General features: G+C 68.5%; 15 protein-coding genes. 7 read left to right on the forward strand and 8 right to left on the reverse strand.

The genetic code is table 11. The features are described from left to right. Positions 1-47: 47 nt before the first annotated feature. Complete coding sequence (locus ACAM49_RS33755; protein WP_369639600.1) at positions 48-1,097, reverse strand: hypothetical protein; 1,050 nt, start codon at positions 1,095-1,097, stop codon at positions 48-50. Continuing rightward, positions 1,094-2,677, reverse strand: coding sequence for a hypothetical protein (locus tag ACAM49_RS33760; protein ID WP_369639601.1), 1,584 nt, complete (start codon positions 2,675-2,677; stop codon positions 1,094-1,096). The genes ACAM49_RS33755 and ACAM49_RS33760 overlap by 4 nt, the downstream gene beginning before the upstream one ends. 130 nt (positions 2,678-2,807) lie before the next feature. Between ACAM49_RS33760 and ACAM49_RS33765 the strand changes: the two genes are divergently transcribed. Both ACAM49_RS33765 and ACAM49_RS33770 read left to right on the forward strand, forming a co-directional pair. Continuing rightward, on the forward strand, positions 2,808-3,377 hold the full coding sequence (locus ACAM49_RS33765; protein WP_369639602.1) for a lipoprotein LpqH: 570 nt from the start codon (positions 2,808-2,810) through the stop codon (positions 3,375-3,377). A 133-nt stretch (positions 3,378-3,510) separates the two neighbouring features. Then, the gene (locus ACAM49_RS33770) at positions 3,511-4,296 is read left to right on the forward strand and encodes a hypothetical protein (protein WP_369639603.1); all 786 of its coding nucleotides are present in this window, start codon (positions 3,511-3,513) and stop codon (positions 4,294-4,296) included. Positions 4,297-4,346: 50 nt separating this feature from the next. Here the strand turns inward: ACAM49_RS33770 and ACAM49_RS33775 are convergent, their stop codons facing one another. Further along, entirely contained in the window at positions 4,347-5,180 is an 834-nt protein-coding gene (locus ACAM49_RS33775; RefSeq protein ID WP_369639604.1) for a GNAT family N-acetyltransferase, read from the reverse strand. A gap of 178 nt (positions 5,181-5,358) precedes the next feature. On the opposite strand from ACAM49_RS33775, the gene ACAM49_RS33780 reads away from it, so the two are divergent. Both ACAM49_RS33780 and ACAM49_RS33785 read left to right on the forward strand, forming a co-directional pair. Continuing rightward, the gene (locus ACAM49_RS33780; protein ID WP_369639605.1) at positions 5,359-5,685 is read left to right on the forward strand and encodes a hypothetical protein; all 327 of its coding nucleotides are present in this window, start codon (positions 5,359-5,361) and stop codon (positions 5,683-5,685) included. Between the two features lie 104 nt (positions 5,686-5,789). Beyond that, positions 5,790-6,449 (forward strand): TMEM175 family protein, encoded by a 660-nt coding sequence (locus ACAM49_RS33785; RefSeq protein ID WP_369639606.1) that lies wholly within the window; start codon positions 5,790-5,792, stop codon positions 6,447-6,449. Here ACAM49_RS33785 and ACAM49_RS33790 read toward each other — a convergent pair. The 3 genes from ACAM49_RS33790 to ACAM49_RS33800 form a co-directional block, all read right to left on the reverse strand. Next, positions 6,446-7,600, reverse strand: coding sequence for a lipase family protein (locus tag ACAM49_RS33790; RefSeq protein ID WP_369639607.1), 1,155 nt, complete (start codon positions 7,598-7,600; stop codon positions 6,446-6,448). The genes ACAM49_RS33785 and ACAM49_RS33790 overlap by 4 nt on opposite strands. A gap of 111 nt (positions 7,601-7,711) precedes the next feature. After that, positions 7,712-9,139, reverse strand: coding sequence for a HEAT repeat domain-containing protein (locus ACAM49_RS33795; RefSeq protein WP_369639608.1), 1,428 nt, complete (start codon positions 9,137-9,139; stop codon positions 7,712-7,714). After that, a complete protein-coding gene (locus ACAM49_RS33800) occupies positions 9,136-9,570 on the reverse strand; it encodes a T6SS immunity protein Tdi1 domain-containing protein (protein ID WP_369639609.1) in 435 nt (144 codons plus the stop codon). The genes ACAM49_RS33795 and ACAM49_RS33800 overlap by 4 nt, the downstream gene beginning before the upstream one ends. Positions 9,571-9,665: 95 nt before the next feature. Here ACAM49_RS33800 and ACAM49_RS33805 point away from each other — a divergent pair, with 95 nt between their 5' ends. Beyond that, a complete protein-coding gene (locus ACAM49_RS33805) occupies positions 9,666-10,649 on the forward strand; it encodes a cyclase family protein (RefSeq protein WP_369639610.1) in 984 nt (327 codons plus the stop codon). Between the two features lie 67 nt (positions 10,650-10,716). Here ACAM49_RS33805 and ACAM49_RS33810 read toward each other — a convergent pair whose 3' ends face one another. Beyond that, entirely contained in the window at positions 10,717-11,151 is a 435-nt protein-coding gene (locus tag ACAM49_RS33810; protein WP_369639611.1) for a DoxX family protein, read from the reverse strand. Between the two features lie 96 nt (positions 11,152-11,247). Here ACAM49_RS33810 and ACAM49_RS33815 point away from each other — a divergent pair, with 96 nt between their 5' ends. Next, positions 11,248-11,823, forward strand: coding sequence for a TetR/AcrR family transcriptional regulator (locus ACAM49_RS33815; protein WP_369639612.1), 576 nt, complete (start codon positions 11,248-11,250; stop codon positions 11,821-11,823). Here the strand turns inward: ACAM49_RS33815 and ACAM49_RS33820 are convergent. Beyond that, complete coding sequence (locus tag ACAM49_RS33820) at positions 11,801-12,607, reverse strand: alpha/beta fold hydrolase (RefSeq protein ID WP_369639613.1); 807 nt, start codon at positions 12,605-12,607, stop codon at positions 11,801-11,803. The two genes, ACAM49_RS33815 and ACAM49_RS33820, sit on opposite strands and share 23 nt — an antisense overlap. A gap of 55 nt (positions 12,608-12,662) precedes the next feature. On the opposite strand from ACAM49_RS33820, the gene ACAM49_RS33825 reads away from it, so the two are divergent. Continuing rightward, the coding region (locus tag ACAM49_RS33825; RefSeq protein WP_369639614.1) for an AraC family ligand binding domain-containing protein at positions 12,663-12,973 on the forward strand (311 nt) is incomplete at its 3' end.

The raw sequence follows: 12,973 nt of genomic DNA on the forward strand, positions 1-12,973 counted from the left end.
ACAATGGGCTCTCAGGATTGCTGTCCCCGGTGACGCCGTCCCGCATGTCAGAAGTCCGAATCTCCAGCGGCGGCCGCGATTTGAGCGAGCAGCGGGGCGAACGGATCGTCGTCGGCCGTCGGAATCGCCGCGGCACGCAATCTGGCCGCCGCGAAGTCGCGGATGCGCTGACGCAGTGCCGCGTCCGGGGAGGGCGTGGGAGCCGCGAAGAGCTCGCCCGAGTCCGGGACCGGGCCGAAACCTGGAACGTGGATGTCGATCCGGACCGCGGAAGACGGTGCGGACAGCGGGTATTCACCGATCCAGGTGTCATCGACGGCACGCAGTTCGGTGTCCAACTCGTCGCGCCCGGTATCGATGTGCGCCCAGGGGCGCAGATGAGCCGGGAGTTCGGCTGGCAGGGCGGGATGGGCCGCGACGGTGATGGCCACCGTGGTGGCACCCGCATCGCGGATGAGCTGCCAGGACACGGCGGATTCGGAAGCATCGACCAGTCCGGGCGGGCAGCGCCGCCAATCCCAGCCACCGGTGCCGCGTGCGAGGACGAGCGTTCCTGCGGCATGCGGACCGTCCCCGGCGGCCAGCGCGTAATCCGAGGCACGCAAAGAACTTTCGACAACATCCGAAAGCGAAGGCACGAGAGCGTCCGCCCCATCCACGAAGAACTCACATTCCTCGGTCAGCGTGGCGATGTCGCGATCGAGCAGCGCCGGGTCCAGGGCGGCGATGCCGTCGAGGGTAGAGGCGGGCCACCATCGAGATGCCCAGTGCGCGTACGCGAGTCGCCGGGCACTCACGGCTGCGACGGCAGGGAGTGTGGGCGCTTCGACCGGGTGCTCTGTACCGGCTCCGTCGAGAGCGAGTGCGACCGCCTCGCCGTAAATGGCCCAGACCCATTCCTGAGCCAGGTCGAGATCGTCGATCATGGCAGCGGGGAGTTCTTGTCCGGCAAGCACATCCCAGACCAGGTGCCCGCCGAGCACCTCCAGCACCATGACGTCGGGACCGGGCGCTGCCGACAGAACCGCCGGTGCCTCGGTGGGAACGATCCCGTACAGCCCATCGGGATACCGCTGGATCATGACCGTCGAGTTCATCCCGCCCTCGATTCCCGATCATCGGGCTCGGCCGCCGCACTCGCGGCCAACGCCCGCTTCACCCGCATCCGGTGGTCCAGGATCACCGACCGCGCCACCCCGTCCAGCAGATCCCAGAGCTCATCGGCGGCGTACACGGAGAACTCCCGCACATCCCGCCCGTGCAACCGCGCCCACAACCTCCGCAAATACGGCCGCCAAGGCACCCGCAAATCCGCCGCGACCGCCCCCAACGGCCCATCGACAGCATCCTCGCGCACCATCATCCGCCGCGCCTGCAACACATACGCCTCGCGCTGCCACCGCCCATTGATCACCCGCGCCGCCGCCCCGCCGGCCACCGAGTCCTCGACCAGGCCCGCGCTCCCGTTCCGGGAGACACCGTCGGCGTCCGCCAAACCGGTTGCCGCACCGGTGGATCCAACGACCGCGCCGACCACCACGGCGGTGGCGGACGGGCCCGCCATCCCGACGACCGTGCCCAGCAGCCCGGCGGCAGTGCCGGTGAGGCCGACCGCCGCGCCCAGCAGACCCGCGGCCGTGCTCGTCAGCGGGGCCGCGTCACCTGTAGCGGCGGAGTCGCCGAGCGCTGCCCTCAGGGTGGAACCGCCATTGCGGGAGGGCAGGCCGCCCAGCGGGCGCAGGGTTACCGCGAGTGCGGCTCCGACGGCCGCGGCCAGGCGCAGGGACTCGTCCAGCAGGGCCCAGGGGGCGCAGGAGCGGGCGATTTCGGCGTCGACCAGTTCCGGTATCGGGGGCAGGTCGGCACGTTCGCTGGAGGCTTGCAGGACGGTGAAGATGCGCTCGTGAATGGTGCGGTCGAAGGGGAGGCCGAGGGTGGCGGTGGAGGCGGATTCGCCGACCCGCGGCGGTTGCGGGAGCGGGAACAGGGTCAGACCGAGTTCCTGGGCGATGTCGTTGCGCCAGAGCCGGATTCCGGTGTGGGTGCCCAGGGATGCGGCGATCGCCTCGTCGAGGTCGGCGGTGGCATCGGCATCGTCGAATCTGGTTGCGGCGCAGGCTTCCAAGAGTTCGGCGAGGGCCTCGGAATGGTCGGGGACGTCAGTGCGGGGGCGCCGCCGCCAGGCGGTGTGAATGAGGTCGGTCAGGTCGGCGGCTCGGGCGGGGTCGGAAAGGTATTCCTTCAGGGCCTGGGTGGTGCGGCCCGCGGTGAGGCCGTGGATTTCGCGGAGGGCGGCTTCGGCGGTGGCGCGGTCGCGGACCGGGTCGGGCAGGCCGTGCATGGTGGCGAGTTCGAAGCAGCGCTGGAAGTAGAGGTCCTGGGCATTGCCCTCGGTGATGCGCAGTCCGCGCCGGGTCTGCTTGAGCAGGGTGAACCAGGCGGCGGTGGCGCGCAGGACATCGGCGGCGGCGTGCACGCGAGCGGCGAGCAACACCGCGCCGTCGGCGGAGAGCATGGCGCCCGCGCAGGCCGGGTGCTGAACCGGGCGAATGACCAAGGGGTCCAGGACCAGCTTGACGGTGCGCCGCAGCGGCCCGCCGTGTGGGCCGCTCAAGGGTTCGACACCGTCGAGGCGGCGCCACACCTCATCCAGCACCATGGCCCGCGGTCGTCGCATTCGCCCAGGTTATCCCGGTTTCGGGGGCCAGCGCGACCCGGAAGTTGGGATCGGTAGGGACGGTATCGATTCCTACGGTTCTGGCATCGGTTCCACCACGGAGCCAGCTTCACGAGAACGAGGAAAGACCATGAACAGCAAGCCGATCCGCCTGACCACCGCCGTCTTCGCCGCGACCGCCGCGGCCGCCCTGCTGGTCACCGGATGCAGCAGCAATTCCAGCGACTCCAACTCCACCCCGACCACCAAGGCCACCAATGCCGCCCCCGCCGGCCCGGAGACCTCCGCCCCGGGCAATGCCCCCGCCGGCGGCAGCTCCTCGGCCTCGGTCGACGGCAAGGCCATCTCCGGCAAGTTCGACACCACCTGCGCCAAGCAGGGCGGCAACCTGGCGCTGGCTCTGACCGATCAGAACAACTCCACCTACGGCACCCTCACCGCGAGCGCCACCATCACCGGCACCGACACCGTGCAGGCGGTAGGCATCGCGGGCACCAAGGGCGGCGCCAACGGCCAGCCGTACGCGCTGGGCTTCGGCAACGGCATGCCGGGCGGTTCGGCGAAGGTGACCAAGAGCGGCAACACCTACACCGTGACCGGTGAGGGCGTCGGCGGCGTGGACATGTCCAACCCGATGGCCGGGCCCAAGAGCGAGAAGTTCGAGATCGTCTTCGCCTGCAGCACCGTCGTCGGCGGCTAGCCCGCCCGGCCGAGGCCGCATTCGACCAGCAGTCCGCCCTGGATGCCGGGGCCTCCGCTACACCCCGCTCGTGCCATCGGGCATGAGCGGGTTCATCCCCCACGTCCGCTCACATCTTCGAACCGGAAAGCACATGAAGAATCAGATCCGCCTCGCCGCAATCGTTTTCGGCGTCCTGGCCATCGGCTACTACCTCTGGCACGGCCTCACCTCCGACGACGTCTTCGGCTGGGTCGGCCCGCAGATGGCGCTGCCGATCATCGCCCTGACCGTCATCCCCATCGCCTTCGCCTTCACCGGCGACGGCATTATCTCGGCCTTCACCGGCAACAACAGCTCGCAGTTCCGCAACGGCCTGGTGGGCCTGGGCACCGTGGAGGGTGTCCGCCAGACCGGCGTCTACCTCAACGAACAGCCGCAGGTGCGCATCGACTTCCGGGTCGAGGGCGCCGACGGCAAGGTGTTCCCCTCGCACGCCAAGATGATCGTGCCGCTCACCCAGCTGGCGCTGCTGCGCCCCGGCGTGGTGCTGCCGGTCCGCTACCTGCCCGACAATCTGAACAAGGTCGAGGTGGACCTGTCCGGCGACACCTCGGCGGCGCAGGATGCCATGAACGCGGCCATGATTCGCAAGGGTTTCACCACTCCCGCCAAGATCGAGATCGCCCGGCGCGGCGTCGCGGCCCAGGCGGTGGTGCGCTCGCTGAGCGTGCCCGGCGAGATCCGCGACGGCTACTCCCGCCTGGATCTGGTCCTGGTGGTCACCCGCCCCGACGGCAGCACCTTCGAGGCGCGGACCGAGAAGTTCCTGCCCCCGGCCGCGGTCTCGCTGGTCCAGGTCGGCCGCGTGGTGGGCGTGCACTACCTCGCCGGGAACGAACAGGAGGTGGTGCTGTCGCTGCCGGTCAATGCCAACTGAACGCTCCCCAGAAACTCTGAGCCGCAGGCGCTTTCGCCGGCGGCTCTTCGTCATTCGAAGGCGTACAGGATTTGGTCGAAGACCGGCTCGAAGCCGATCGCTTGGTAGATCTTGTTCGAGGTCGGATTGCCGAGGTCTGTGTAGAGGCAGACGTCTGCGCCCAGGTCGTCGCGTATCACCTGGGAGACGTGCGCGACGAGGGCGGAGGCGTAGCCGCGGCCCCGGGTTTCGGGTGGTGTGTAAACGGGACCGATCCTGGCCCAGCCGCGCAGCGGGATCTGGTGCGCGGTCAGGCTCACCGGGCGGCCCTCGTCCTCCCACAGCCACCAGCGGCCCGCCCGGATGCGGGCGCGCAGCGCGGACTCGGTCAAGGCCAGCGGGAAATTCTCCAGTTCGCGAGCCATGGCCGCGACCCATCGCGCACAGAGTTCGAGATCGGCCTCGGTGGCCCGGCGCGGCGCACCCGGCGCGGGCGGTGTGCGCAGCTCACCCAGCCGGTAGAGGCGTTCGGAGAGCACCAGTCGAGGGGTGGTGCCGTGCCGGGCGGCCCAGCCCTGAGCGAAGGCCAGGGCGGCGGATTCGGAGCCGTCCACATCGCGGATCTCGGGCAGGAGTTGAGCGAATCGTTCGACCAGTTCCGGGATGGCGCGCTCGGGCATCTCGCCCAGCCAGACGCCGCGGCCCGCCGTGCGCATGGCGACGCCGACCACCTCGTCACCCTCGTGCACCGATGCGAAATACGAGAGTTCCTCAGTGACCGTGAGACCGGTGATCTCGTTCTCCACCACCGTGTACATCACGGTGTGCCGCAAGGGATCCCGCTCCAGGAAACCGGCAACCCGGGCGCGGAACTCGACCGGGTCGCTGGTGATCTCTATCCGCATACGACCACCGTATAGGTGTTCGAACACACCGCGACTCGCCGATCACGGCCGAATAGCCCAGTGGTCACAAATTTCCCGAAACTGCATAAACCACTGCCATCGGTGGTACGCATGGATTAGCTACCAGGTTGCACATTCACTCGCGATAGCACTTCTACCAGCCACGGAAGAAGGAGCGATGATCGGCAAACGCTCGACAGCAACTGCATTGTTAGCGGTCGCGGCCAGCAGCTTGATCGCAGCCGGCGCGGCGAACGCGGATCCCCTCGCGGTGGATCCCGCCCCCAGTGTCACCGCCCCCGACACCACCCAGCCCGTCGATGACCCCGACGTGACGATGCACCAGTGCAACGCCATTCTCGGCGCCCTCGTCGGCGGCGTGATCGGCGGCACCCTCAGCGCCTTCCCCGGCGCCGCGATCGGCGCGGGCATCGGCGCGCTGATCGGCTGGTCGATGCTCTACCCGCCCGGCCCGCCGCTGGCGTGCTGGACACCCAACCCCTGATCCGGTAACCCACGGTGTGCCATCGGCCCGACCAGCCGATGGCACACCGGCCCACGTCCGGCCACGAGAGAGCTTGCGGCATAACGCGGTTAGGGTTTCGACCCATGGCGCGTTATCACCGCATCGCCGCACAGGACCTGGGTCGCCTGGCGGCATTGAGCGACGGCATCTTCGCCGTCGCCATGACCCTGCTCGTATTGGAACTGCACGTCCCGGCGTCCGAGGCGTGGCATGAGCGGCTGCTGTGGTCGGACGGGGCGGTCTCGGCCGAGGCGCCGGTGTGGCATGCGCTGACCCATGTCGGGCCCCAATTCCTCATCTGCTTCCTGGGATTCCTCACCCTGGGCATGTTCTGGATCGGGCAGCAGACGCAGTTGAATCTGCTGGCCCGCGCGGATCGGTCGCTGGCGTGGATCCACCTGATGTTCCTGTTCGGCGTCGCCATGGTGCCGTTCGCGACCGCGCTGCTGGCGGCGTTCCCGCAGTCACGGTTGGCGTTGCTGGTGTACTGGGTGGATCTGCTGTACCTGGGTCTCGCGCAGCTGACGGGGCTGCGCTACGCGGGGCGGGCGGAACTGTTCGCGGACGCGACTACGCCGGAAGATGTTGCGGCCATTCGCAATCGGATCGTGGTGGTGCAGGTGCTGTACGCGGTGGCCGTGGCGCTGTGCCCGCTCAGCACCTATCTGAGTATCGGGCTGATCATCGCCTTGCAGATCAATTCCGCTGTGTCACCGCAGATTCGGCCGCTCAACCGGTTCTAGGGCAAGTGGGTGTGGAGGAAGTCGAGGGCGTCGGGGAGGGAGGCCAGGAACGCGCCGCTGTGGTCCTTGCCCGGGTAGGCGTTGACGGTCACCGTCGCCCACGGGTTGCGGGCCTGCAGGGCGGGGCCGTAGGCGGGAGTATCGGCCGGGGGGACGTCGATGTCGGCGGTGCCGTAGCCGATCATGAGGTCGGCGGGGACCTTCTCCTGGTAGGAGACAAGGGATTTGATGTCGGCTTCGAAGGTGGGGGTGGGCCGGTCCGGATCGGCCACCAGGGCGGCGGGACGACGGCCGTGCGCATCGGCGACCAGATCCGAAAGGCATTCGGTGGCAGCCTTTTCCACGAACTCCCTGCCGAAATCAGACAGGTAGGGGGTGACGCTGCCGGGGTTGAGCTCCTCCATCGCCGCCAGGTAGTAGCCCGCGTAGCCGACCTGGTTGTCGGAGCCGGTGGAGCTGCTGCGGAACATCTCGCGCAGGCTCTTGGCGGGGTTGGTGCGCAGGCCGGTGGCGATCACGCCGTTGAGTCCCGGTGCGTACCTGGGATTCTGGGCATAGAGCGCGGCAGCGCTCATGACGGCGTGCGCACCCTCGGACTGGCCGACGAGCACGTAGTGGCCGGTCAACGGCACCGGGAGCCCACGGACGGCGGTGACGGCGTCCAGCAGGGAGCGGCTCTCGACAGAGGTGTTGTAGTAGCTGAAATTGCCGCCGGTGCCGAGGCCCTGGTAGTCCGGAGCCAGCACGGCATAGCCGCTGTCGAGAATCCGGTTGAAGTAGCTGCGATTCCGCTCCGACTGCGGACGATGCGACGGCGCGCAGTCATTGCCGATCCCGATGGTGCCGTGCGCCCACACCACCAGCGGCCAGCCACCGGCGGGCGGCAGACCCGGCGGCAGGTACAGCCCCGCGGTCGCGCGGGCCTGATTGCCACGCTGATCGGTGGTCGAATAGGTCAGCCCGATCGACACCGCAGCCTTGTCGAAAGACCATGCACTGTTCAGCAATTCGATGCCGCCCAGCCGACCGAGATCCACGCTGTCCGCCGTGGCGGGCACGGCCGTCGCCGTCAACGCGGCACACGCACCCACCGCACCCGCGGCCAGCGCGGCCCGCCGGGCGACGACTGCGAAGCTGCGACGAACAACCATGTCCACCACTCCCTTTCGACGGCTCACCGCCGGTCGCGGTGTAGCCGGACCCGAGGGAGCGCACAACCTCCCGACCATACCGCCCACCCGGTACCGGAGAGCGGTGCTTGATCACGATTGGCGCGCCAGATAGTTCGCGAGCGCCTGCTGCAGATGGAGGTTGTCGACTGCCATGAGATCCGGCGGGACGGCCGCGTCGAGATCGAGCTCGCGCATGCTTCCGAGCAGGGCGGTGTGGATGGACCAGTTCACGCCGGGTGGGTCGGCCAGCAAATCCGCCAGGGTGTGGATCTCGGCGGCCGCCCGAAGACCCGTCAAGTCGCGAACGGCCTCGTAGCGAACGTCTTCTCGGGGGTCGGATCGGACCAGCGCGACAAGTCGGTCCTTCGCGTCGTTGCCCGCGTGGGCGACGTAGGTTCGCAGGGCCTCCTGCGCGGCCGTCGAAGACTTGGCGGGCAGTCGATGCCAGGCCAGCTCGGCGATCGCCGGATCGGCGCGAAGACCACCCAGGGCATACATCGCGGACTTGCGGACGGCGAGATCGGGATCGTCCACCAGCCGTACGAGGTCTCCGGCCCGACCCCACTCTTCGAGTGCGGTACAGCCGATTTCGCGGATCAGCGGGTTCGGATGAGCCACCAGTTCGGCGGCCAATCGTGCCCGGGTTCCGCGTTTGTAGCTCAGCCAATCGACCTTGTAGAGCGTCTGCTCGAGCTCTTCCCGGGTGGCATTCGGATCTTCGAGCAGTGCGAACACGGTGGATTCGGGAAACATGCCGAGCGGGCGACGAGCGCGGCGCGGGCGAGGAAGGTAGAGCCCCGGCGGTTCATGCACCTCGATGTCGGCCGGCCACGCCACCAGGTCGTGGACAGGCAGCATCCATTCCCTCAGCCGCACGATTGCTTTCGGCTTTCCCCCGACCACGGTCTCTTCGAAGTTGTCCCGCAGCTCGTCGAAAGTCACCACGGCGGCGGCGCTTCGCCGTTCGTCCGGGTCATCCCGAAGCGCCGCGATCTCGCGCAGCACTCGCCGCGTCGGGTAGTACCGCAGGGTATCGATAGCCGCCTCGGCCACCTCGAGGACTTCGTCCTGCGCGGCCGCCAGCAAGCCCGCCTCGGCCGCTACCGGCTCATGCCAGAACAACGGCCCCGCAGCCGCAGCCCTGCGCACCGCGGGATCCTTGTGCGTCAGCGCACGCACCATTACCGGGACGAACTCGGCCGCGTCGAATCCGAAACCCATGACCGCCAAGGCTATTGGCTGCAGAGGGTGCGTATCGTCGCTCGCCACCGGCACCACGACGTCGGCCTCGCTGCGCTCCATGTGTCGCAATGCGTGCCGCATGACCACGGGATCCCCACTGGCCCACCAGCTTCGGCACTGCTCGCCGGTGACGGTGCCGTCGATTGCGGCGGCAACGTCCGATGCGCGGCGTCGCACCGACTCCGGGAGCTGCTCGTCGAACACCATCGCCCTGAGCCGCGGAATTGCGCGATAGTCCTCCGTGCGCTCGACTTCGTCGAACTCGTCAGGGGTCATTCGTCCTCGTGTGCCTGGGCGACCAGGTCGAAGAATACCCAGACGCCGCCCTTCTGGTACGACTCCGGCGCTTCCGATCCGCCGAGGAACGGGTACGGGGTGGCGATGTAGACCTCGTCGTCGCCGAGCGGGCCGAGTCGTTTGCGGATCTCGGCCACGTGTCCGGGTTGCAGGACGTAGGTGATGACGCTCGGGTCGAAGAGCACCTGGCTGACGAAGTCGGTGACCTCGGTGAAGACGCCGTAGTCCTTCACGCCGGGGCTGTACGGGTCGAAGATGCCGTATTCGCCGGTGCGGCTGCTCATCAGGAAGGCGTGACCGAGGTCCGAGTAGCCGACGACCGTGTCGTAGGGCGGATAGTGCTCGGCCCAGGCGGGCATGACCCGGTCCAGCCGCTGGTCGCCGATCAATCGGAAGGGAACGCTGGTCACTGCGCCCATCCAACCAGACCGACCGGGACTGACTCTCGACAGGCTCCGAGGGACCGGGTAAAGATCGATTCGACCCGTCGGATGGAGGCGTCCCCGTGACCGAAGCATGGCGCAAAGCCGCTGAGAGAGTGCGCAACTGGGGGCGGTGGGGTGCGGACGACCAGCTCGGGACGCTGAATCTGCTGACTCCGGAGCGCATCGCCCACGCGGCCACCCGCGCACGTCAGGGGCGCAGTATCGCGCTGGGGGTGCCGTTCGACGCGGACGGTCCGCAGGGGTCCAGCGGGTTCCGGCGCAATCCGATTCATCTGATGGCCGTCGACGGTGGTGACGCCGATCTCGCGACGCATCTCGCCGAGTGGGGCGGCGCCGGGGATGCGCAGATCGCGGCCATGTACGCGAACAGTCCGATGCGGTTCAACGACGACTACATCATGATGCCGCTGCAGGCCGCGACGCAGTGGGACGCGCTCTCACACGTGTACTACGACGGACTGCTGTACAACGGCTATCCGGCCGCCGTCGTCACCAGCCGGGGCGCCACCAAGCTCGGCATCGAGCACGTCGCGGCGCGCGGCGGTGTGGTCGGGCGAGGCGTCCTGCTGGACGTCGCGCGACACCGCGGCGTCGATCGGCTCGACGCCGGTACCGTCGTCGGCCCCCACGATCTGGACGCGGTGATCGAGGCGCAGGGCGTCGAGCTCCTGCCCGGCGACATCCTCGTCATCCGCACCGGCTGGTGGACCCGCTTCCTCGAAACCCGCAGGCAGTCCGAATGGTTCGGCGGCAGTCCGGGTTTGAGCTGGCGCTGCGCGGAATGGCTGCACGGGCGCGACATCGCCGCGGTGGCCGTCGACAATCCAGCCGTCGAAGTGATGCGCCCCGAGGACGGCGTGATGATGCCCCTGCACATGCTGGCGTTGCGCGATATGGGCATGCCGCTCGGCGAGATCTGGGATCTCGAGGCGCTGGGCCGCGACTGCGCCGAGGACGGGGTGTACGACTTCCTGCTGTGCGCGCCGGCCCTGCACGTTCCGGGCGCGGTGGGAACACCGATCAGCCCGGTCGCGATCAAATGACTCGGTGGGCATGAATCGGGGCCGCGGCTATTGCCGCGGCCCCGATTGCTTTTCACCCGAATACTTTTCAGAAGGCGGCGAGCACGCATGCCGCGATGAACACCACCTGAACCAGCCCGCGCAGGGGCAGGGGCATGGTCTTGATTCCACCGCTCTCCCGCGCGGCGCGGATATTCGCGGGGAACAGGAACAGCAGCATCAGGGCCAGGCAGACCGCGGCGAGCGGTGCGGCCCAGGGGATGAGAAGGCCGATCGCTCCGGCCAATTCGAGAACGCCGGTCAGGGTGACCAGGGCGGCCGGGTTGGGCAGGCGCGGCGGGATCATGGCGATCAGGGCGTCGCGGCGGGGCTGCAGGAAGTGCGCGGATGCGGTGAGGGTGAACATGGCGGCCAGGCCGAGGCGGGCGGCGTGCGGCCACGAGTCCAGCCAGTCGGTGGCGTGCAGCAGGCCGGCCAGTCGGGCCAGGCCGGTGACGATGATGAGGACGATGAGCGGGGCCATCCCGGACTCCTTGCGATCAGAGCAATCTAGACACTGACAAGATAGGCGTGACCTCGGGAACTTGTCAATGTCTAGATTCTGGGCGACCATCGAGGAGTGACGAAGAGCGCGTATCACCACGGAGATCTGCGGACCGCCCTGCTGCGGGCCGCCGCCGAGCAGATCGCGGCCGAGGGGGTCGATTCGGTGTCGCTGCGGGCGCTGGCGCAGCGGGCCGGGGTGTCGCATGCGGCCCCGGCGCATCATTTCGGGAATCGGCAAGGCCTGCTGACCGCGCTCGCGATCGAGGGTTTCGAGCTGCTCGATGCCGAATTGCGGGGGGCCTCGGGTGATTTCCGCGAGGTCGCGGTCGCCTACATTCGGTTCGCGCGCAACCATCCCGGGCATTTCGACGTGATGTTCCGGCACGATCTGCTGCGCGCGGACGACGAGCGATTGATCGCCGCCCGGAACCGCCCCGGCGGCGAATTGAGTTCCGGAGTAATGGAACTGGGGATACCGGCGACCGGCGGACCTGCCGCCCGATTGGCGGCCTGGTCGCTCGTGCACGGCTTCGCCACCCTGTGGCGCGAAGGCGCACTGGCCGATTCCACGCTCGGCGGCGACGATCCCGAGCAATTGGCCCGCGCCATGGTCGCCGCCATCGAATTCAAAGGAGCCGAGCGGAAGTAGCGGCCGAATGGTCCAGCGCCGCACGGATCTCGGCGGCCAGCGCCCGCGGGTTCTCCAGCGGTGAAAGGTGTCCCGTGTCCGGGACGATGCGCAGGGTCGCGGTGGTGAGGTGCGGCAGCAGGTGTTCGGAGAGGGTCTGGGGCGGGTCGACCCCGTCGTGTTCACCGGCCAGGATCAGGACCGGGACGTCGATCCTGGCGACCGGGCCGGAGATGTCGCGGGCGATGGAGTCCAGGGCCCAGGCCTCGTGGGCCGGGGTCGATCCGGCGAGGCTGTCCTGAATCGCCTGCTCGCGCAGGGGGTTCGGGAGCGGGCGATGGGTGAGGACCCGGTCGAGGGAGTAGGTCACGGCCTCGGCGTTGTCATAGGCGTGGACCAGCTGCCGCTGCATCTCCGCGGTGACTACCGGCTCAGCGGGTGCCGGGGCGATGAGCACCACGCCCGCCAGGCCTGCCGGGCGGCGAGCGGCCAGCAGCTGGGCGACCTTGCCGCCCATCGAATGGCCGATCAGCACGAAGCGTTCCGGCGCGAGCTCGGTGAGCAGACATTGGGCGTCGGCGGCCAATTGGGCGATGTCATAGGGGCCGGGCAGTTCTCGGGCCTCACCCCAGCCGCGATGGTCATAAGTGACCATTCGTCCCGGATATCCAAGCTGGTCGATGAGCGGATCCCAGGTGCGGTGCGACCCGCCCCAGTAGTGCAGGAACACCAGCGTCGGCGCGTCGGACACGCCCTCGTGCAGGTGAATCGGGAGCGATCCCCCGGCAACGGCAATTTTCGTCATACCTGGACGGTATGGTCCCCAAACCCTCCCCGGCCAGGTAGATTCATGACCGCTCATGGTCAAAAATGGACAACAGATTCGAACCCTGCAGTACGCGCTCAAGGCCGGTTCCGCCACCGGCCTGGAACTGCTGACCTTCGACCAGCTGCGCCCCATGCCGGTAGCGGGTCGCGCCGTGGTCCGCGGCGACTTCCACGTCCTCGCCCACTGCACCGCCGGAACCGGCCGCCTCACAGTCGATTTCGTCGCCCACCCCCTCACCGCCGGAACGATCGCCTGGATCCGCCCAGGCTGGACCCACCGCTGGGACGACCTCACCACCCTCGACGGCTACGCCCTCCTCTGCCGCCCCGAACTCATCCCCGC

Source organism: Nocardia sp. JMUB6875 (genome assembly GCF_041154655.1).
Lineage (GTDB): Bacteria > Actinomycetota > Actinomycetes > Mycobacteriales > Mycobacteriaceae > Nocardia.

Excerpts from the sequence above, each read along its gene's own strand:
- ACAM49_RS33755 (WP_369639600.1), bottom strand. The coding sequence starts at position 1,097 with ATGAACTCGACGGTCATGATCCAGCGGTATCCCGATGGGCTGTACGGG.
- ACAM49_RS33760 (WP_369639601.1), bottom strand. The coding sequence starts at position 2,677 with ATGCGACGACCGCGGGCCATGGTGCTGGATGAGGTGTGGCGCCGCCTC.
- ACAM49_RS33765 (WP_369639602.1), top strand. The coding sequence starts at position 2,808 with ATGAACAGCAAGCCGATCCGCCTGACCACCGCCGTCTTCGCCGCGACC.
- ACAM49_RS33770 (WP_369639603.1), top strand. The coding sequence starts at position 3,511 with ATGAAGAATCAGATCCGCCTCGCCGCAATCGTTTTCGGCGTCCTGGCC.
- ACAM49_RS33775 (WP_369639604.1), bottom strand. The coding sequence starts at position 5,180 with ATGCGGATAGAGATCACCAGCGACCCGGTCGAGTTCCGCGCCCGGGTT.
- ACAM49_RS33780 (WP_369639605.1), top strand. The coding sequence starts at position 5,359 with ATGATCGGCAAACGCTCGACAGCAACTGCATTGTTAGCGGTCGCGGCC.
- ACAM49_RS33785 (WP_369639606.1), top strand. The coding sequence starts at position 5,790 with ATGGCGCGTTATCACCGCATCGCCGCACAGGACCTGGGTCGCCTGGCG.
- ACAM49_RS33790 (WP_369639607.1), bottom strand. The coding sequence starts at position 7,600 with ATGGTTGTTCGTCGCAGCTTCGCAGTCGTCGCCCGGCGGGCCGCGCTG.
- ACAM49_RS33795 (WP_369639608.1), bottom strand. The coding sequence starts at position 9,139 with ATGACCCCTGACGAGTTCGACGAAGTCGAGCGCACGGAGGACTATCGC.
- ACAM49_RS33810 (WP_369639611.1), bottom strand. The coding sequence starts at position 11,151 with ATGGCCCCGCTCATCGTCCTCATCATCGTCACCGGCCTGGCCCGACTG.
- ACAM49_RS33820 (WP_369639613.1), bottom strand. The coding sequence starts at position 12,607 with ATGACGAAAATTGCCGTTGCCGGGGGATCGCTCCCGATTCACCTGCAC.